General features: G+C 66.6%; 15 protein-coding genes. 10 read left to right on the plus strand and 5 right to left on the minus strand.

All coding sequences use genetic code 11. The annotated features are described in order from the left end of the window. Positions 1 to 42 precede the first annotated feature (42 nt). The 5 genes from KXD98_RS13715 to KXD98_RS13735 all read left to right on the plus strand — a co-directional run bounded on the left by KXD98_RS13715 (position 43) and on the right by KXD98_RS13735 (position 8459). The gene (locus KXD98_RS13715; RefSeq protein ID WP_260765190.1) at positions 43 to 4398 is read left to right on the plus strand and encodes a type I polyketide synthase; all 4356 of its coding nucleotides are present in this window, start codon (positions 43 to 45) and stop codon (positions 4396 to 4398) included. 22 nt (positions 4399 to 4420) lie between these two features. Then, the gene (locus tag KXD98_RS13720; protein WP_260758943.1) at positions 4421 to 5455 is read left to right on the plus strand and encodes an ATP-binding cassette domain-containing protein; all 1035 of its coding nucleotides are present in this window, start codon (positions 4421 to 4423) and stop codon (positions 5453 to 5455) included. Next, positions 5452 to 6270: an ABC transporter permease gene (locus tag KXD98_RS13725; protein WP_260758945.1), complete on the plus strand. Its 819-nt coding sequence runs from the start codon at positions 5452 to 5454 to the stop codon at positions 6268 to 6270. The genes KXD98_RS13720 and KXD98_RS13725 overlap by 4 nt, the downstream gene beginning before the upstream one ends. A gap of 95 nt (positions 6271 to 6365) precedes the next feature. Next, positions 6366 to 7154: an ABC transporter permease gene (locus KXD98_RS13730; protein WP_260765191.1), complete on the plus strand. Its 789-nt coding sequence runs from the start codon at positions 6366 to 6368 to the stop codon at positions 7152 to 7154. A 54-nt stretch (positions 7155 to 7208) separates the two neighbouring features. Beyond that, positions 7209 to 8459, plus strand: a complete 1251-nt coding sequence (locus KXD98_RS13735; RefSeq protein ID WP_260758946.1) for a phthiocerol/phthiodiolone dimycocerosyl transferase family protein — start codon at positions 7209 to 7211, stop codon at positions 8457 to 8459. Positions 8460 to 8464: 5 nt separating this feature from the next. Here KXD98_RS13735 and KXD98_RS13740 read toward each other — a convergent pair whose 3' ends face one another. Further along, positions 8465 to 9295 (minus strand): class I SAM-dependent methyltransferase, encoded by an 831-nt coding sequence (locus KXD98_RS13740; protein ID WP_260758948.1) that lies wholly within the window; start codon positions 9293 to 9295, stop codon positions 8465 to 8467. A gap of 104 nt (positions 9296 to 9399) precedes the next feature. Here KXD98_RS13740 and KXD98_RS13745 point away from each other — a divergent pair, with 104 nt between their 5' ends. From KXD98_RS13745 to KXD98_RS13755, 3 genes are read left to right on the plus strand one after another with little or no spacing between them, the layout of a single operon-like run. Then, on the plus strand, positions 9400 to 10086 hold the full coding sequence (locus KXD98_RS13745) for a flavodoxin family protein (protein ID WP_260758949.1): 687 nt from the start codon (positions 9400 to 9402) through the stop codon (positions 10084 to 10086). Positions 10087 to 10113: 27 nt separating this feature from the next. Then, on the plus strand, positions 10114 to 10617 hold the full coding sequence (locus tag KXD98_RS13750; RefSeq protein ID WP_260758950.1) for a DUF2505 domain-containing protein: 504 nt from the start codon (positions 10114 to 10116) through the stop codon (positions 10615 to 10617). Beyond that, a complete protein-coding gene (locus KXD98_RS13755) occupies positions 10610 to 11347 on the plus strand; it encodes a nitroreductase family protein (protein ID WP_260758953.1) in 738 nt (245 codons plus the stop codon). Before KXD98_RS13750 ends, KXD98_RS13755 begins: the two co-directional genes overlap by 8 nt. A gap of 6 nt (positions 11348 to 11353) precedes the next feature. Here the strand turns inward: KXD98_RS13755 and KXD98_RS13760 are convergent, their stop codons facing one another. Then, positions 11354 to 12025 (minus strand): cutinase family protein, encoded by a 672-nt coding sequence (locus KXD98_RS13760; RefSeq protein WP_260758954.1) that lies wholly within the window; start codon positions 12023 to 12025, stop codon positions 11354 to 11356. Between the two features lie 115 nt (positions 12026 to 12140). Further along, positions 12141 to 13451 carry a PE-PPE domain-containing protein gene (locus KXD98_RS13765; RefSeq protein WP_260758955.1) on the minus strand — a complete coding sequence of 437 codons (1311 nt, stop codon included), beginning with the start codon at positions 13449 to 13451 and terminating at the stop codon, positions 12141 to 12143. Positions 13452 to 13920: 469 nt separating this feature from the next. Between KXD98_RS13765 and KXD98_RS13770 the strand changes: the two genes are divergently transcribed. Continuing rightward, complete coding sequence (locus tag KXD98_RS13770; protein WP_260758956.1) at positions 13921 to 14688, plus strand: phthiotriol/phenolphthiotriol dimycocerosates methyltransferase; 768 nt, start codon at positions 13921 to 13923, stop codon at positions 14686 to 14688. An 85-nt stretch (positions 14689 to 14773) separates the two neighbouring features. Here the strand turns inward: KXD98_RS13770 and KXD98_RS13775 are convergent, their stop codons facing one another. Both KXD98_RS13775 and KXD98_RS13780 read right to left on the minus strand, forming a co-directional pair. Continuing rightward, entirely contained in the window at positions 14774 to 16099 is a 1326-nt protein-coding gene (locus KXD98_RS13775) for a hypothetical protein (RefSeq protein ID WP_260758957.1), read from the minus strand. A gap of 433 nt (positions 16100 to 16532) precedes the next feature. Next, on the minus strand, positions 16533 to 17684 hold the full coding sequence (locus tag KXD98_RS13780; RefSeq protein WP_260758958.1) for an LLM class flavin-dependent oxidoreductase: 1152 nt from the start codon (positions 17682 to 17684) through the stop codon (positions 16533 to 16535). Between the two features lie 23 nt (positions 17685 to 17707). Between KXD98_RS13780 and KXD98_RS13785 the strand changes: the two genes are divergently transcribed. Next, entirely contained in the window at positions 17708 to 18499 is a 792-nt protein-coding gene (locus tag KXD98_RS13785) for an alpha/beta hydrolase (protein ID WP_260758959.1), read from the plus strand. Positions 18500 to 18831 lie beyond the last annotated feature (332 nt).

Consider the following 18831-nt stretch of genomic DNA (forward strand, 5'->3'; position numbering starts at 1 on the left):
AGCAGTAATCCGCTGCCCGACAACGCCATCGCCATCGTCGGCATGGCGGGGCGGTTTCCCGGCGCCGAGTCGGTGTCGGCGTTCTGGCGCAACCTGCGCCTCGGGGTGGAATCGATCGTCGACCTGTCCGAGGACGAGCTGCTCAACAGCGGTGTCACCGAGCAGACGTTGGCCAACCGCTCGTATGTGCGCCGCGCTGCCCTGATGACCGGGATCGAAGAGTTCGACGCCGAGTTCTTCGGATTCACCCCGGCCACCGCCCGCACGCTGGACCCGCAGCATCGGCTTTTCCTGCAGTCCGCGTGGCATGCTTTGGAAGACGCCGGGTATGACCCGGGCGTGATCGACAGCACGGTCGGCGTCTTCGGCACCAGCTCCACGAGTGGCTACCTGCTGCACAACCTGATGTCGCAGTACGACCCCGCCATGGTGATCGGCCAGGGTGCGAGCTTCGACATGGTCAACCTGTCACTGCAGAACGACAAGGATCACCTGGCCACCCGGGTGGCTCATCAGCTCAACCTGCGCGGCCCGGCCATCTCGGTGGCCACCGCATGCTCGTCGTCGCTGGTCGCGGTGCATCTGGCCTGCCAGAGCATCCTCAACGGGGAATGCGACATCGCACTGGCCGGCGGTTCGTCGATCCGCATCCCGCACAAGGTCGGCTACTGGTACGAGCAGGGCACGATGGTCTCGCCGACCGGCCACTGCCGGCCGTTCGACGTCCGTTCCGACGGCACGATCTTCGGCAGCGGGGTCGGTGTGGTGGTGCTCAAGCCGCTGGCCGACGCCCTCGACGAAGGCGACCGCATCCACGCGGTGATCCGCGGGTCGGCGCTGAACAATGACGGCGCGACGAAGATGACCTACGCCGCCCCCAATGCGCTCGGGCAAGCCGAGGTGATCGCCGAGGCCCATGCGGTGGCCGAGGTCGATGCGTCGACGGTGGGATACGTCGAGACGCACGGCACCGGCACCCCGCTGGGCGACCCGATCGAGATCGAAGGGCTGCGCCAGGCCTTCGAGTTGGCCGCCGAGAAGCGTTCCGGCCCTTGCTACATCGGATCGGTGAAGTCGAACATCGGTCACCTCGAGACGGCGGCGGGCATCGCCGGCCTGATCAAGGCCGTCATGTGCCTGAAGCATCGGGCGATCCCGCCGACGCTGCACTACACCAGCCCGAACCCGGAACTGCACCTGGATCGCAGCCCGTTCCTAGTGCGCGCCGAGGATGGTCCCTGGGACTGGGACGGTGTCCGCCGCGCCGGTGTCAGCTCGTTCGGCGTCGGCGGCACCAACGCCCACATCGTGCTGGAGGAAGCGCCGGCGACGGCGCCGGCGCCGGCGCGCAGTGGGCCGCAGGTGCTGGTGCTGTCGGCACGCACCGCCGAGGGGCTGGCCCAGGCCCGCAGCGCGCTGGCCGACGAACTGTCCGCACAGGACGACGTCGACCTTGCCGACGCCGCCTACACGCTGACCCGCCGCCGCACCGAGACCCACCGGCTGGCCGCGGTGGTCGACGACCAACAGCACGCGGTCGCAGTCCTGGTTAACGACGAACACGACAATGTCTTCGTCGGTTCGGGCCCGGAGCCCCAGACCGAGGCCGCCGACGACCGCATCGTGTTCCTGTTCCCCGGTCAGGGCGCCCAGCACATCGGCATGGCACGCGGCCTCTACGACACCGAGCCCGTCTTCGCCGAACACTTCGACGCGTGCGCCACCGCGTTCGGTCAGGAACTGGGCTACGACCTGCGCGCCGAGGTGTTCGACGGCGCTGGGCGCGATTTGGAGCGCACCGATCGCGCCCAGCCGGCGCTGTTCACCGTCGAGTACGCACTGGCCAAGCTCATCGAGTCCTACGGGGTGCGCCCCTCGGCGCTGGCCGGTCACAGCATCGGCGAGTACGCCGCCGCGGCATTTGCCGGTGTGTTCGACCTGCCCACCGCGGTCAAGGCCGTCGCGATGCGGGCGCGGCTGATGCACGCCTCGGCGCGGGGCGTGATGGTCGCGGTCGCGTTGAGCCCGGAGGCGGTTGCCGAATATCTGGCCGACGACGTGGATCTGGCGGCGGTCAACGACCCGGGCAACTGCGTGGTGGCCGGATCGGAAGAGGCCATCCGCAGCTTCCAGGCGCGGCTGGCCGAGAAAGGCATCGTCGCCCGCCGGGTTCGTACCGCGCACGCGTTTCACTCGCGGTTGATGGATCCGGTGATCCCGGAATTCTCGGCGTTCATGTCGCGGCTGACATTGAATCCCCCGCAGATCACGTTGCTGTCCAACGTCACCGGCGCGCCCATGTCGGCGGCCGAGGCCACCGACCCGACCACCTGGGCACGTCAGATCCGTGCCACGGTCCGCTTCGCCGACGAGCTCGACCTGCTGTTGACCGACCCGAACCGGGTCATCGTCGAGGTGGGTCCGGGCGGGGCGCTGACCTCGTCGGCGGGGCGCCACCCGAAGTGGTCGGCCAACCATCGCGCGGTGAGGTTGATGCGGCACCAGGCGCAGAATCGCAGTGACCGCGACACGTTCCTGCTGGCGCTGGGTCAGTTGTGGGCCGCCGGTGTCGACGTGGACTGGACCCCGCTGTCCGGGCCGCATCCGCAGCTGATCTCGCTGCCCGGCTATCCCTTCGAGCGGCAACGGCATTGGATCGAGCACAACGCGAATGCGGCGTGGCTGTCCGGCCGTGCCGCGACCAACGGTGCCGCAGCCGGCTCTGGTGGCAGTGGCGCCACGGCCACCAGCAGCAAGTCGCAGATGGAGGCGGCACTGCAGGGCATCTGGTCGCAGTGTCTCGGTGTGGCGTCGGTCGACACCACCGCCAACTTCTTCGAGCTCGGCGGCGACTCGCTGATCGCGATCAGCGTGGCAATGACGGCATCCAAGCAGGGACTGGACCTGACGCCGCAGGACCTCTACGAGAACCAGACGATCGCATCGCTGGCGCGAGTGCTCATCGCGCGGTACGCCGAGGGCGGACTGGCCCGCCATTCGTTGACCGAGGACGCCAACCCGCCGGTGCCACCCAACGTCGCGCACTTCCTCGAACACGGTCTGCGCGACGGCGGCCGCTGGCGCATGCCGGTCGTGCTGGCACTGCGCTCCGATGTCGGGGTGGACACCGTGCGCGCGGTTCTGTCGGCGGTGGCCAACCATCACGACGTACTACGGGCCCACATCGTCGAACACGCCGGCACCTGGGAGCAGCGGATCGCCGAGCCGGGGGAGTTCGCCGACATGGCGATTCATTCACTGCCCGACGGGGTGGCCGCGGGAAGTCCGCAGGAGCGCGAGGCAGTGCTGGCGGTGTTGACCGAGCAGATCGCCGAGCACCAACTGCTGACCGCCCCACTCACCGCAGGGTATGTGCACGGCGTGCCGGGCGGGTCGAACTACCTGACCATCAGCGTGCACGGAATCGCCGGCGACGAGACCTCGCGCGACATCCTGGTCACCGACATCTTCACCGCGATCCACCAGGTGCTCGCCGGCGAAGAGATCTCGCTGACCCCGGTCAACACGTCGTGGCGGGAATGGTCCCAGCGGTGCGCGACGCTGGCGACCCATCCGGCGGTGCTGGAAAGCCGCGACTTCTGGGTACAGACGGCCACCGCGGCCACCGTCACCGTGGTGAGCACCGAGGCCGCCGAACCACCGCGGGCCGAGGACATGTTGCGGTTGTCGGCGGGATTGACCGTCGCCGAGACCGGCGAGGTCGACGACGCCCGCCGGCGCCTGCGTCTCCCGGTGGAAGAGATCCTGCTCGCCGCGCTGAGCCGCACCGTGGCCGCGACCGTCGGCGAGGGCGCCGTGGCCGTGGACCTGGGCGGCCGGGGGCGGCTGGTGCTCAAGCCCGATGTCGATCTGCAGCGCACGGTCGGCTGGTTCACCACCGTGCACCCGGTGCTGCTGCGCAGCGCCTCGGAGCACAACGCCGGTGCCGGCCAACTACTCGAGGACGTCCGAGCCACCTTGACGGCGGTGCCGCACTACGGCATCGGCTACGGCCTGCTGCGCTACAACTACGCCCCGACCGCACGGGTGCTCGGCAACACCCGCCCGGCCGACATCCTGGTCTCGCACATGGGCACCATCCCCGAAGTGCCCGGCGAGCAACCCGACGACGCGCCGGTGCGTTTCGACAGCGACACCGCGATGCCGGTGCGCGACTCGGTGTCCGGGCTGGGTCACCCGATCGAGCTGCGGGTCTACCGCTCCGGCGGGGTGCTGCATCTGGACTGGTGGTATGACAGCCGGCGCCTGGGTCCCACCGACGTCGAATCGCTGGCCGGGCAGTTCTCGACCGCGCTGTTGGACCTGACCCGGGAAGCGCTGGCAGAAAACGAGATGGAGTCCGGAGGCGACGAACTCGCATTGGTGGACCTGTCATGACAGCAGCCCAGGAGGAGCAGCCGTGACCGGCTCGGACAAGGCAGTCGTCGTCTCGGACCTGAAGAAGTCGTTCGGGTCGGTCGACGCATTGCGCGACATCACCTTCGAGGTCGGTAAGGGTGAGGTGCTGGGTCTGCTCGGCCCCAACGGTGCCGGCAAGACCACGACGGTCAGCATCCTGTCGACGCTGACCAAGCCCGATGGCGGAGAAGCCATGGTCGCCGGTCACGACGTGCGGAAAAACCCTGCCGGAGTGCGAGAGTCGATCATGCTGACCGGTCAGCACGTCGCACTGGACGACATGCTGACCGCCCGCGAGAACCTGGTGATGTTCGGCCGGCTGCGTGGATTGAAGAAGGCCGAAGCACGCACCCGCGCCGTTGAGCTGCTTGAGCACTTCGACCTGGTGGCCGCCGGCGACCGCAGCGTGAGCACATTCTCCGGCGGTATGCGGCGGCGGATCGACATCGCCTGCGGGTTGGTGGTGCGTCCGGAGGTGGTGTTCCTCGACGAACCGACCACCGGACTGGATCCCCGCAGCCGGCAGAGCATCTGGGAGCTGGTCAACGACTTCAAAGAAGCCGGCATCGCGACACTGCTGACCACCCAGTACCTCGAAGAGGCCGACACCCTCAGTGATCGGATCATCGTGATCGACGGCGGCACGATCATCGCCGAGGGCACCGCCGACGAGCTCAAGGAGCGCACCGGCGGAACGTTCTGCGAAATCGTGCCGCGCCGGTTGTCCGACACCACGGCCATGGCCGCGGCGCTGGGCACTCTGCTGCCCGACCGCAACCGGGCGGCCTTGGCCGAGGGCGCCGACCGCATCTCGATCCCCGCGCCCGACGGCCCGAACACGCTGATGGAGGCGTTGCACCGACTCGACGAGGCGAACATCGAACTGCTCGACATCGCGTTGCGCCGGCCCTCACTGGACGAGGTGTTCCTGGCTTTGACCGGGCAACAGCCGACCCCGGCCGAGGCGACCGACGGCGACGACGCCCGCAAGGACGCCGATTCCGCCGATTCCGTTGTCGCCGAGGCGGTGCCGTGACGTCGAACGCGGTGGCCGGTCTGGGCGCACGCCCACAGACCTCGGCACTGCAGCAGTGGTGGGTGCTGACGCTGCGCATGATCACCCCGTCGCTGCGCAACGGCGAGGTGGCCACCCTGGTGGCCAGCTCGGTGATGTTCACCATCGGCTTCTACATCCCGCTCAAGGAGATGACCGGCGGGGTGACCGGGATGAGCAGCTACGCGCAGTTCCTCACGCCGATGGTGGTGATCGTCGCGATCACGTTCGCCGCGGTGTCGGCGGCGTTCCGCTCGGCCAGCGATGCGGGCCTGGGTATCAACCGGCGGTTCAAGGCGATGCCCATTCCGGCGCTGACCCCGTTGACGTCGCGGATGTCGGCGAGCATGTACCGCTGCACGGTGGCCATGGTGGTCTCGCTGGCCTGCGGCCATGTCATCGGCTTCCGCTTCCACAACGGCATCGCCTATATCGCGGCCTTCTGCGGGCTGGCTCTGCTGGTCGGTGTGGCCCTCTCGCTGCTCGGTGACTTCATCGGCACCGCTACCGAGAACCCCGAGGCCACCACGCATCTGATCCTGTTGCCACAGCTGATCTTCGGATTTCTGTCGGTGGGGGTGCAGCCGGTCGAACGGTTCCCCGAGTGGATTCAGCCGTTCGTGCGCAACCAACCGGTGTCGCAGTTCGTGTATGCGCTGCGCGCTCTGGCCGGAGATACCACCCCGACGGCGCCGCAGGTGAGCTGGTCGGTGATCGGGCCCGCGCTGATCTGGGCGGTCGCGATCATCGCGGTGCTGATACCGCTGCACAGACTGATCGCTGCGAGGCGCCAATGACCTCCCTGGCAACGGGTGACCCCCGCAACGTCACCGAACTGTGGCCGGCCGATCCCGGCGACATCCGCGACGGCAACGGCGCCGGACGCCACCGCATGCCTGAGGCGTGGGAGAACTCGCCGCGGCGGTTGTTGCTGCACACCTTCGTACTGACCGCACGCATCCTGCGGCGGTGGAGCCGCGACGTGTCGACGATGTCGCAGTCGCTGGCCATGCCGGTGGTGCTGCTGATCACCATCCACATCGTCTTCGAGGACGGCGTCTCGGCGGTCACCGGTGAGAGCGCGCTATATGGCAGCGTGCCGCTGATCGCGATGATCGGCGCGATGACCGGCGCGATCATCGGCGCCATCGGCGTGATGCGGGAACGCGACGACGGGTTGCTGTCCCGGCTGTGGGTGATGCCGGTGCACCGCGCGTCCGGTCTGCTGTCGCGGCTGGCCGCCGACGCGATCCGCATCTTCGTCACCACCCTGGTGATCATGGGCGCCGGCATGGTGATGGGCTTCCGCTTCGAGAAGGGTCTGCTCAGCGCGGTGGCTTGGGTGTTCATCCCGGTCATCTTCGGCATGGCGTTCTCGGTGGTGGTGATCCTGCTGGCGCTGTACTCGGCCAACACCATCGCCGTGGAGGCCACCGACCTGTTGGCGGCCACCACGATGTTTTTCTGCACCGGTCTGGTGCCGCTGAGTCAGTACCCGGACTGGATCCAGCCGATCGTCGAGCATCAGCCGGTCAGCTACGTCGTCGAGACGATGCGGGGACTGTCCATCGGCGGACCGGTGCTGCAACCGTTCCTGGGCACCGTGGCTTGGTCGGTGGGGATCATCGCGGTGTGCGCGGTACCGTTGACGGTCGGATATCGCCGCGCCAGCATGCGGTAGCGCGCTCCGGCGAACCGCGCAGACCGTGCTCGTATCTTCTCAGGGAGTCGTGAAGTGTTTCCGTCATCGGTGATCCGAAAGCTGGCACGCAGCGAGGAGATGTACGCCGAATCCCAGAACTTCATCGGGTTGGGCGCCACGGTGCGAGGTCCGGTGGACATCGACGCGATGTCGACGGCGTTCGACGCGATGCTGCAGGCACATCCGGCCCTGGGCGGACACCTGGAACAGGACGCCGACGGCCGCTACGCGATCGTCGTCGACGATCTGCTGCATCCCGGCATCGAGGTGATCGAGCTCGACGATCCAGCAGCCGATGCCCCGCCCATCTTTTTCGACCAAACGCAGGCACTGGTGGCCTGCCGGGTGATTCGCCGCGGCGAGGAAACCCAGATCGTCCTCTACATCCACCACAGCCTTGCCGACGGGCAACACCAGTTCAGCCTCATCGAGAAGATGCTCGCCAACTACACCGATCTGGTGACCTCCGGCACGATGCGCCCGATCACCGTTGCGCCCGCACCGGATTCGCTGGAAACGGTGCTGAGCGATCGTGGTGTGGAGAAGAAGGGCCGCTCGGGCCTGGAGCGGTTGATGGCCGCGATGTTCACCTACGACCTGCCGCCGTCGCGGCGTGCCGCTTCGACCGAGACGCCGCCGTTTCCGATGCGGGTACCGATGGTGTACTGCAAGTTGAGCACCGCCGAAACCGAGAATCTGATCGCGTTCAGCCGCTCACAGAAGCTCGGTGTCAACGGTCTGCTGTCGGCCGCGATCCTGATGGCCGAATGGCAGCTGCGCGGCACACCCAAGATCCCGGTGCCCTACGTCTATCCGGTCGACCTGCGTTATGTTCTCTCGCCGCCAGTCTCGGCGACGGCCTGCACCAACCCGGTCGGGGTGGCGACGTACCTCGCGGAGATCTCGGAACGCACCGATCCGGTCGAGCTGGCCCGCGACATCGTCGACACCTTCCGCAAGGACCTGAGCGAGGGCGTGATCCAGCAGTCGATGCTGCACTTCTCACCGCAGTACGTGGGCAACCCGCCGGGCATGCCCGACGTGGTGATGTTCACCGACAACGGGGTCATCCCGCCGATGCGCACGCCGGCCGACCTGGAGCTCACCGCCAGCCACGGTGAGCTGTACTTCCAGGTCAACGCCGGCATCGAGATCTACACCAGCAAGATCTTCAACGGGCAGCTGATGGTGGAATACCACTCGCACGGACCCAAGCCCGAACGTTCGATCGCCGCGATCGAGGCGCTGCTCAAGCAGTTCGCCTCGATGCACACTGTCGCCTGAGGGCCTCAGCCGGCGTCACCGAACGCGTAGCGGTGGTACTGCAACGATTTGCGCAGTGCCGGAACCACCCGTACCAGCCGTTTGACCACCTGGAAGATGCCGGTGACCCGGTCGAAGGTACTGGCATCGAAGAGTGTGGTGGCCGCCAGCAGCCGCAACCCCGGAACCTGCTGCAGGATGTCGTCGGGACGGTTGACCGCCCAGTAGAGCGTGGAATTCGAGCGCCGCACCAGGGTCTGGGTCTTCTGCGACTTGATGGCCAGCCAGTTGAAGAAGTCGATCTGAACCTCGCCGGAGGCAAAGCGCTCCACCACCCGGCGCAGCAGCGCGATGCCCTCCTCGTCGGTGAGGTACATGCTGATGCCCTCGGCCAGGAACAGCACCGGACGGTCGGCGGGGATCTGCTCAAGCCACGACGGATCGGTCGCCGAGCTGGCGATCAGGTGGTAATTCGGCCGGCTCGGGTAGACCTTCTCACGCAGTTCGATGACACCGGGGAAGTCGACGTCGTACCACTGCACGTCCGGGCCGGGATCGAGGCGGAACACCCGGGTGTCCATCCCGCAGCCCAGGTGGATGACGGTGGCCCGTGGGTTCGCGGCCAGGAACTGGCGCGCCCAGATGTCGTACTGCGCGGTGCGCACCGTCAACAGCGGCGCCCACCCGCTGGTGATGCCCAACTCTTCCCAGTTGAAGTCGATGCGTTCGATCGCGCCTTTGGCGAACTCGTCGCCGAGGACCGGCTGCTCGAAATCGGCGTCCAGCGCCTTGAGGTACAGGGTGGATAGCATGGTCTTTGCCGGGCCGGTCAGGTCGACGGAAACTTTGTTCGTCACGTATGTGAGGCTATTCGCCGGAGCCGACGTTCGGCACGTCGGGGCAGACATCGACGCCTGGGAGACGGGCACAAGGGAGGACGCACCATGAGCAGAGGATGGCGATGAGCGCGGATGCCGGCAACCGCGACGACGACCGGAAACCGCGCGTTCTGCTGCTCTTCTACAGCTACACCGGTCAGACGGGGAAGGTGCTCGACGCGGCCGAGGAGGTGTTCCGCAAGCGCGGTTACCTCGTCGATCGCGCCCTGATCGAGTTCACCGACCCGAAGTACTCGGAGAAGTTCAGCCGCTTCCCGATGCGCCGGGTGTGGCCGGATTTCTTCAGCGTGCTGCCGGCCCAGACGCGGGGGGTGACCGGCGACATCCGCACCCCCGATGAGGTTCGCACCGGTGACTACGACCTCATCTGCATCGGGTCGCCGACGTGGTGGGACACCGTGTCGATGCCGCTGCGCAGCTTCCTGGTGTCCCATGAGGCCCGACCACTGCTTGAGGGCACACCGTTCGCGGTGTACGTGGTGTGCCGGCGCAAGTGGCGCAAGAACCTCAAAGGGGTGCGCAAGCTCGCCGAGCAGAAGGGCGGCCGCTTCGTCGACAGCATTCATTTCACCTATCCGGGTGGGGAACTGTCGTCGATGCTGTCGCTGACCAGCTATCTGGGATCGGGGGAGTACAAGGAGCGTTATCTGGGCGTCAAACTGCCTCCGACCAACATCAGTGACGAACAGGTCGAGGAAGCGCGCCGGTTTTCCGCCCGCCTGGCCGACAAGGTGTTCGGCAAGAGATGACGGTTCCTGTTCACCCGAGGAGCATTCGTGCCGCGACCCTTTGACGTCTCCACCGATTCGACCGCCGACGTGGATGCCATCCACGCGGCCTTCGGCAACGAAGACTATTGGCGGGCACGCCTTTTCGAGTTCGGCAAGGACTCCATCCGGCTGGACACACTGACGGTCGACACCGACGGTTCGGTGCATGTGTCCACCACCCAGGACATGGGCCGCGAGATGTTGCCCACCGTGCTGGCCAAGGCCATTCCCGGCGGTATGCGGGTGATGCGTCAAGAACGGTGGCGCCGCACCGAGGACCTGCTGCACTGCGACGCCGTCGTGACGGCCACCGGGGCCCCGCTGCGCGCCACCGGGACGGCGCTCATCACCCCGGTGGGCACCGGATCCCGGCTGCGCTTCACCGGTACGCTGCAGGTCAAGATCCCGCTGCTGGGCGGCACCGTCGAGAAGTTCATCGTCTCCGCGTTGGCCGACGAGATCCCCGCGGCGCAGCGCTTCACCACGAATTGGATTGCCGCGCATGGCTGAGCGTCAACCGCAGTCCCGACCGCCGCAGCCCATCCCCACCGCCGAGGAAGCGCTGGCTCGATTGGACATGCCGCTGGTGGAGGCGATGCTGACGCAGCGCGCCATCCGCCGGGTCCGACCCGATCCGGTCGACGATGCGGTGGTGCTCAAGTGCATCGAGCTCGCGCTGCGCGCGCCCAACGGATCCAACGGGCAGAACTGGGAATTCATCGTCGTCAAGGACGAGCGGATCAAGGCCAAACTGGCACGCCGGTACCGGATCGCGTGGTGGGCGTTCTACCACAGCAAGGTTCGCGATGTCGCCGGCTACGACGCGGAGATGGCCAAGACGGTCAAAGCCATCGAGTGGCAGCTCGACCATTTCACCGAGATCCCGGTGCTGGTCATCGCCTGCCTGAAGCTGGGCGCCCACGACGGCCGCATTCCGTTCACGCCGAAGCCCCCGGCAGCAGAGTCGGGGTTTTACGGCTCGATCTACCCGAGTGTGCAGAACCTGCTGCTGGCAGCACGGGCCATGGGTCTCGGAGCCTCGTTGATCACGCTGCCGCTGTGGAATCTGACGTCGGCGCGGCGCATCCTGAAGCTGCCGATGTCGGTGACGCCATGCTGCGTGATCCCGCTGGGATGGCCGAAGGGCCGCTACGGGCCCACCACGCGTCGTCCGGTCGACGAGGTGGTCCACCTCGACACCTACGGCAACCGGGCCTGGTTCGGGCCCGCCGACCTCTGAGGGGCGTTACCCGACGCGGCCCGCGACGAAATCCGCGGCCAGATCGGTCATACCGTTGCGGGGATAGGCGCCGTGGGCCAGGAAGTCGAGTCCGTCAGAACAGAACGGGTCACCGCCGGCACACAAGTCGATGGTCTTGGACCCGAAACGCGGACTGATCGCGTTGAGCGGGCCGCCGTCGGCCATCTTGCGCACCGGGTTGCCGAAAACCACGACGGCGGCCACGCGGTCGGCGACCTCCGAGGACAGCGGCGCCGCCTCGAATCCTCGCACCGGCCCGTCAACCGTGGTGATCAGCGTGATCACCCCGGCCCCCTGCGACGTGCCGCCGAGCACGATCTTGGTGTCTGGGCAGGCCGCGGCGATCGATTCCACCTGTGCACGGGCGTCGGCGGCACCGGCTGAGGCCGACGGTCGGAAGTCCCACGCTGCCGGATAGTTCACCGGCCGCACATCTACCGACTGCCCACCGACGCGGTCGCGCAGCTTGTCGACGAAGTTCTGGCCGACCGGCCCCGGACCGGCGGGACTGCCGGTGCCGCGCGCATACACGACGGTGATGTCCGAGCACGGTTGCCCCGCCGCCGGCGCGGCAGCCCACAGCGAACCCGCTGCCACTGCACCGAGCAGCGTGGCAACCGCTGCTGAGAAACCGAACTGTTGTGCCGTCCGCGACATGCTGAACCATCCATTACCGACGAGAACTGATCGACGGCGGGCCCTGCGCTCAGCGCTTCAGGCGCGTCATCTCCCTGGTGGTATCGAGGATACCTAAGGAAATGTTTCGCAGCGGTCAGGCAGCGTCGCTGCCGCGACGCTCCGAGCCGCCGCTGTCGTTCGACTGCGACGAGCCGGTGCTGGAGTCGTTGGTGTCGCCGGCGCGCTGCGTCGTGGTCTTCGCCGAGGAGTCGTTGTCGGTGGTGACCTTCGACTCGCTCTGGGCTTCGGCCTTGGCCTCCTGGGCGAGCCGGTTCTTGATCGACGCGACGGAGCTGCGCTCGCTGCCGCGCTTGATCCGGTGCGCCCCGGTCGGCGCGGAGTCCGAATCGCCGGCCTCGGCGGCCGGGGTGTCGTCCGAACCGTCCTCGCTGACGACAGCGGCGGGCTGCTCGGCAGCCGGCTCACTCGTCTCGGCTGCCGGCTGCTCCGACAGTTCCTGCTCGGTGGACTCGGCCTGCTCGGTGGACTCCGGTTCCGGCTTGGGCGTCTGAGCGCCCGCCGAATCCTGGACCTGCTCGTCGGCGTCCTGCTGCGGCGCGTCGTCGGCGACCTCGGCCGGCTCCTCGAGCTGGCGCGACACCGTGCGCAGCGCGCTCTGCGGGCTCTTGTCGTCGTTGCGGCTGTAGCCGCGGTCGACGATCGCGCGCAGGGTGTCCTCGTAGGGCGCCAGGAACGGCATGAACCGCACCAGCGGCAGCGTCTCGGTCGGGATGAGGTAGTGGGTGACCGATCCGCCGAGGCTGTTGTAGGTGACGGTGATGTTCTCCAGCGGAACGTCATCCAGATTCGCGGAGTTCAGCGAGGGGATGTGCAGGTAGAAGATGCCCAAGGTGGCGTTCATCGCCGCCAAACCGTTCCACCACCGGTCCGGGTAATCGGAGAAGCCGTCGTACTCGGCGTTGATCACGGTGATGTGGTAGGGAACGTCGGGCGCCAGGAACTTGGGGCTGTTCGGGCTGCGCGACGGATCGCCGACCAGCACGAAACGCAGCTTGTCGGGATCAGGAACGTTGTTCTCCAGCAGCAACCGGTACATCACCTGGTCGGCCACCGCTGCACCCTGGGAGAACCCGGCGACCACGATCTGCTCGTCGGGGTTGGCCCGCATCGCCGCGTCGATGGCGCCGTAGAGCAAGATCGACCCGATGCCGATCGAGGGCAGGAAGTCGACCGATCCGGGGTACCTGACGTTCTGCCGGGTGAAGATGTTGTCGTTGGCGAAGTAGCCGCTGAGGATACTGCTCATGGCGGCGTCGTCGAGGGTGCCGGTGAGGGTACCGCCGAGGATCAGGGCCTTGCAGGTGCTCTCGATGGAGCAGTTGGGGATCGGCGGCGGGATTTCCGACGGATCGGAAACGGCGCCCGCCGGGGAAATGGTTCCCATAGCCAGGGCCGCGGCTGCGACGGGGGACAGAATGCCTAAGGCAGCCGAACGAAGGCCGAGGCGCATGAGGAACCCTCCAGTGTTGCGGTTCGATAACAGGGTGTGGTGGTGACTCACTGTATCCAGGTAGCTGAGGAAAATCTAGCAACGAACGAACTTTGTTTGCTCGTCTCGTCGATCGGGGCTCGAAACGGGGGTCGCGGCGAGCAGCCTCGTTGCGTCTCGCGGGATATCTCGAGGTGGCGAGGACGACCGACGTCGTCGCCCTGGTGCATCTTAAGACAATCGAGGCCAACGCACGCGGGTACCCGGAGTTTGCCGACAGGTTTGCCGATGCTCTGAGGTGCCTGGCATACTGCCTGCCATGTCGACCCGTCGCTCGAATAATGTTGGCGCCGCTCAAGATGCGCCCGAACACAACCCTATCGCCCAGCGTGTGGTCGGCTCCAAGGGCCTCAATTTCCCGTTCATGCGAAAGCTGAGCAGGAAGTACTTCTATCCCTTCGTCAGTCGCCGGATGGCCGACGAGGACGTGCTGTTCATCAACTGGGGATACGAGGAAGACCCGCCCATGGGCCTGAAGCTCTCGCCTGAGGACGAACGCAACCGGTACTGCATCCAGCTTTACCACCGCACGGCCACCCAGGCCGATACCGACCTGGCCGGCAAGAAGGTCCTCGAGATCAGCTGCGGTCACGGCGGCGGCGCGTCCTACCTGATGCGCACCTTCAATCCGGCCAGCTACACCGGCCTGGATTTCAACCCCGACGGCGTCGCCTACTGCAAACGCCGCCACACTTTGCCGAACCTGGATTTCGTGCAGGGGGACGCGGAGAACCTGCCGTTTGCTGACGAGTCGTTCGACGCCATTGTCAACGTCGAGGCGTCCCATGTTTACCTGAACTTCACCCGCTTCCTCGACGAGGTTCACCGGGTGCTGCGCCCGGGCGGGCGGATGCTCTACACCGATATGCGCAGTGATGACCAGATCGCGGAGTGGGAGCAGGGCATCGCCGCGTCTCCGTTGAAGGTCATCCATCAGCACGTCATCGACGCCGACGTGTTGCGTGGCCTGGAGAACACCGCCGACATGCACCTGGAGACCGTCCAGCGCGCGCTGCCGGCGCTGTTGCGCCCGTTGGGTCGCCAGATCGTGGTGTCCCCGGGCTCACATCTGTACCGCAAGCTGGCCAACGGGCAGATCTCCTACCGGGTGTACTGCTTCGAGAAGGCCTGAGCCGCGGGGAAAGCGAACCCGAGTAACCGGTCGACTGACACAAGAAAAGCCACGCGATGTCGCGTGGCTTTTCTTGTCGGGTCGGTCAAGCAGCGGAGTCCGAACTCGCCCTGCTGGAGCGGGTCGACGAAGAGCCGTCGCTGTCGGAGCTCGAGCCACCTGATCGCTTGAACGTCTCGGTGACCCGCGACAAGCTCGACTCCACCCGATCGACAGAGCGGCTCCAGCTTCGTTCGCCGTCGTCGACTCGGCGGTGCCGCCCACCGGTCTGCTGTTTGGCCGTCGACTCCTCGGCCTTCTCGGAGGGCTCCGGCTTGAGATCGTCGGCGGTCTGGGCCTTCTCGTCCTTCGCGTCCTCCGACTCGGCGGTCTCGGCCTTCTCGGTCTCCGGTTCGACGGCGGGTTTGTCGGCCGACTCCACCGGGGCGACGACCGGCTCGGTGTCGCTGGCATCACCGGCGGGCGCCTGGGCACCGGTGTCCACGGTCAGCGTGAAGGTGCGGGCCACCTCGGGAACATCCTCGACGCCCGCTGGAGTCGAGGCCAGTCGGGCCTCGCTCTGCTCGGCGGGTTCGGCCGGCTCGGCGCTGTCGGTGTCGTATGCCGGATCCTCCGGGTCGACCGGCGGAATGGGGGCGATGTTCTTGGGTTTGGGCACGAACAGCTTGAAGAACGTCTCGATCTCCCGGACTGCGATGAAGTTCGGCAAGTGCCCGGTGGTCTGCAGTGCCGACGCGAGATTCGCGAACGCGGTGATCACTTCGTACATGCTCGGAATATGGATCGCCTCCGGCTTGGAGACCAGGAAGTTCCAGAACGACTTGACCGGCTCGAACGGGTCCAGTTGGACAGTGCGCCGCGACCAATCGGTTTCCCAGCCACCGACCGGGTTGATGACTTCGGGGAAGGTGTAACCCTCTTCCCGGTAGAAGTGCCACATCGGCACCTTGAACATCTTGTCGAGCATTCCGCGCAGGTCTGGGCAGTCGAAGGTGCAGCCTTCGTGCATCGGAAGATTGGCGGTCAGCCACCAGTTCAGGTGCTTGCCCACCGGCCGGGAGATCGCCGGGATTGGCATGAACATGTTCACCAGACCCCAGGTGTGCATCGGGTTGGCATCGTCCCAACCCCACACGTTGTACGGGTGCGACGCGTTCCAGTCCCCGCTGAGTTCCATGGCCGCGGCGAACTGCTCCATCCCGAAGATGAAGTTGCCGGGCGCATTGATCATCATGTGGATCAGGTTGATCGGCACATAGGCCAACGAGGTGGTCGCGGCCAGCGCGACGCTGGCTTCGACGCTGCGGACCTCAGGCTGGGCCGGCGGCACCGTGATCGGTGAAACAGCCATGACGCTGGCCCCCACCAGCGCGACGCCTGCAGTGGCATACGGGCGAACCGATGCGAGCATCGACAGCCCCCCTTTCGCATTCACGGAAGACGACGTGGCTTGCCCGCCACATCGAAAGGCTCTGTTCGGAGCTTGGTCAGCAAACTTACCCTATCGACTGCTCCGCACCTAGTCTGCAAATTGATCAAATTCTTTGATGTCGATGCCGAGCGCCGCCGATCTGGTCCCCAGCGCCGACCGCGCTGGCCGTTCGCGCCGCCGATAGCGCTACCACCAGCAGTAAGGTCGCGCGCCACCGGCGAATCCCCAGTACCGGCACCGACATCGGCAATCTATTGACGGCACCGTAAGAGTGTGCCCGCGCTCCGAACCCGCGATGCACGCAATCCCCGGCCGAGCCCGAGTCGACGAATACCGCAACGCGAGGTGACCGGCAGGCCGACCGTCCGCAACCGATGTGCGGCGCGTGTAACGCCCGCCCGGGCAAACGCGATTACATCTTCTTGAGGCCGCGCAGCACACGCGCGAACGGCAGGCTCGCCGAGACCGCCTTGGTCAGCTTCGGGTTGAGCTGGCTGGCGTTGATCACCAGCAGGTAGCGCAGTCCGGCATCGCGCCACTCGGCGACCTGATCGAGCACCTCATCGGGTGTGCCGTGGAAGCACAGCTCCCGCATCAGCGACGCCGGCACCTTCTTGATGTGCGAGAGCGCCGACTCGTAGTCCATCGTCTGGGGGATCAGATCCTGCACACCGGCGAAATCGGCACCGAGCGGGTGTTCGACTCCGTGCCGCGCCCAGGCATGGGCCGGGGCGGCCAGCGCCATCGTCTTGAACAGCACGCCGTCGAGCGCCTCGTCGACGTCGTCGCGGGTGCGACCGCAGACCACCGCGCGGTTGAGCGCGGGAACGATCGCCGTCGGGTCACGTCCGGCGTCGCTGGCCGCAGTGCGCACCGCCGCCAACGATTCCGCGTAATCGGCGGGACGCGAGATCGTGAACGGTACCCACGCGTCGCCGTAGCGACCGGTCAGGCGCAACATCCGCGGACCTTGGGCGGCGACCCAGATCTCGGGCCAGGTGCCCTTGTACGGCGGAAGGTCGAACAGCGCGTTGCGCAACGGGAAGTACGGCGAATCGCGGGTGACCAGCTCACCGCGGCTGTCCCATAACGCGCGAATGGTCGCCAGCGCTTCTTCGAACCGGGCCACCGGCTTGGCCCACTCGACCCCGTAGGGCTCATTGCCCTCCCGTTCGCCGACTCCGATGCCGAGCAGGCCACGACCGCGGGTGAGCAGATGCAGCGTGGCTGCGGCCTGCGCAGTGACCGCTGGGTTGCGCCGACTGGCGTCGGTGACGCAGACCCCCAGACGCAGGCGGCGGAACCGATTGCGCGCCGCGAGGTGACCGAGCATCGTCCACGGCTCCAAGACCGCATCGACTTTGGGAATCAGCTTGGCCCCGACACCGAGGTGCTCCGGCGTGGCCAGGGACCGGGGGACCAGTGAGTTGAGGTGGTCGCCGACCCAGAGTGAATCGGCCCCGGTGGCGGCGGCGGTCATGGCTGCGCTGGTGGCAGGCAGCGACGCCGAGAATCGGGTGTTGACAATGCCGTCCAGCAGACCGAACCGAAAATCACGCCTCACCCCATGGACCGTACTATCGGGTGGTGCGCGAAGCACTCGAGGTCATCGCCAAAGGCTCCGCGACCGATTCCCATCCCACGCCGTTGTTGTTCGTGCACGGCGCCTGGCATGCCGCGTGGTGCTGGGATGACCATTTTCTGGACTTCTTCGCCGACCGCGGGTATCACGCCGTCGCGGTGAGCCTGCGCGGCCACGGTGGCAGCCCGACCATCAAGCCGTTGCGTCGGTGCTCGTTCGCCGACTACCTCGACGACGTCGCCGCGGCGGCCGACGCGCTGCCGACCGCTCCCGTGCTGATCGGACACTCCATGGGCGGCTACCTGGTACAGAAGTACCTGCAGAGCCGAACCGCGCCGGCCGCGGTGCTGATGGCCTCGATGCCGCCCTCGGGATATTTCGCCTCCGGGTTGCGCTGGTTGCGACGTCACCCGTGGCATTTCACCCGGATCTCGGTGACCGGCCGGTCGTTGCCCTTCGTCAGTACGCCGGAGCTCGCCAGGGAACGGTTCTTCTCCCCACACACCCCCGACGAGGTGGTTGCCGGCTGCGTGCGACGGCTGCAGGAGGAGAGCGCGCGCTCCGGCCTGGACGGCCTCTACGACCGGCCTCGCCCGGAGCGGGTAGCTACCGACGTGCTGGTGCTGGGCGCGCGGTGCGACGGCGCGGTCACCGAGGCCGAAGTGCACGAAACAGCCCGTGCATACCGCACGAGCGCCGAGTTGTTCCCCGATATGGGGCACAATATGATGCTCGAACCCGGCTGGATGGCTGTCGGCAACCGAATCGACGAATGGCTCCGGGCCCGGGGGTTGTAACGCTCGTGCGCCGGGCGACGATTAGCCGGCGAAGCCCGCTACCGAAACTGGCGTAGTCTGCGTCAAATTTGCGCACAGCCAGTGTTGGCTGGTTCAGTCCGCTGCTTTGCTTTGCCTGTGTGTTGCTGCAGAGATAACTGACGGTTGCGTCAGCAAAGCATTCAATTGTTACAACGTTCGCTGGTTTGCTAGACACTCGGTCTCTTTTTGGATACGGTTCTGGCTGTCCTAACATCGCTCAGCAATCTGAAACTGAAAGGGGCGTCATGCCTGCTGCCGTACGTTCGTATGTCACGGCTGGCGTTGCGCTGGTGGGGGCCAGTGTCATCTCC

This window comes from Mycobacterium sp. SMC-4 (genome assembly GCF_025263265.1).
Classification (GTDB): Bacteria; Actinomycetota; Actinomycetes; order Mycobacteriales; family Mycobacteriaceae; genus Mycobacterium.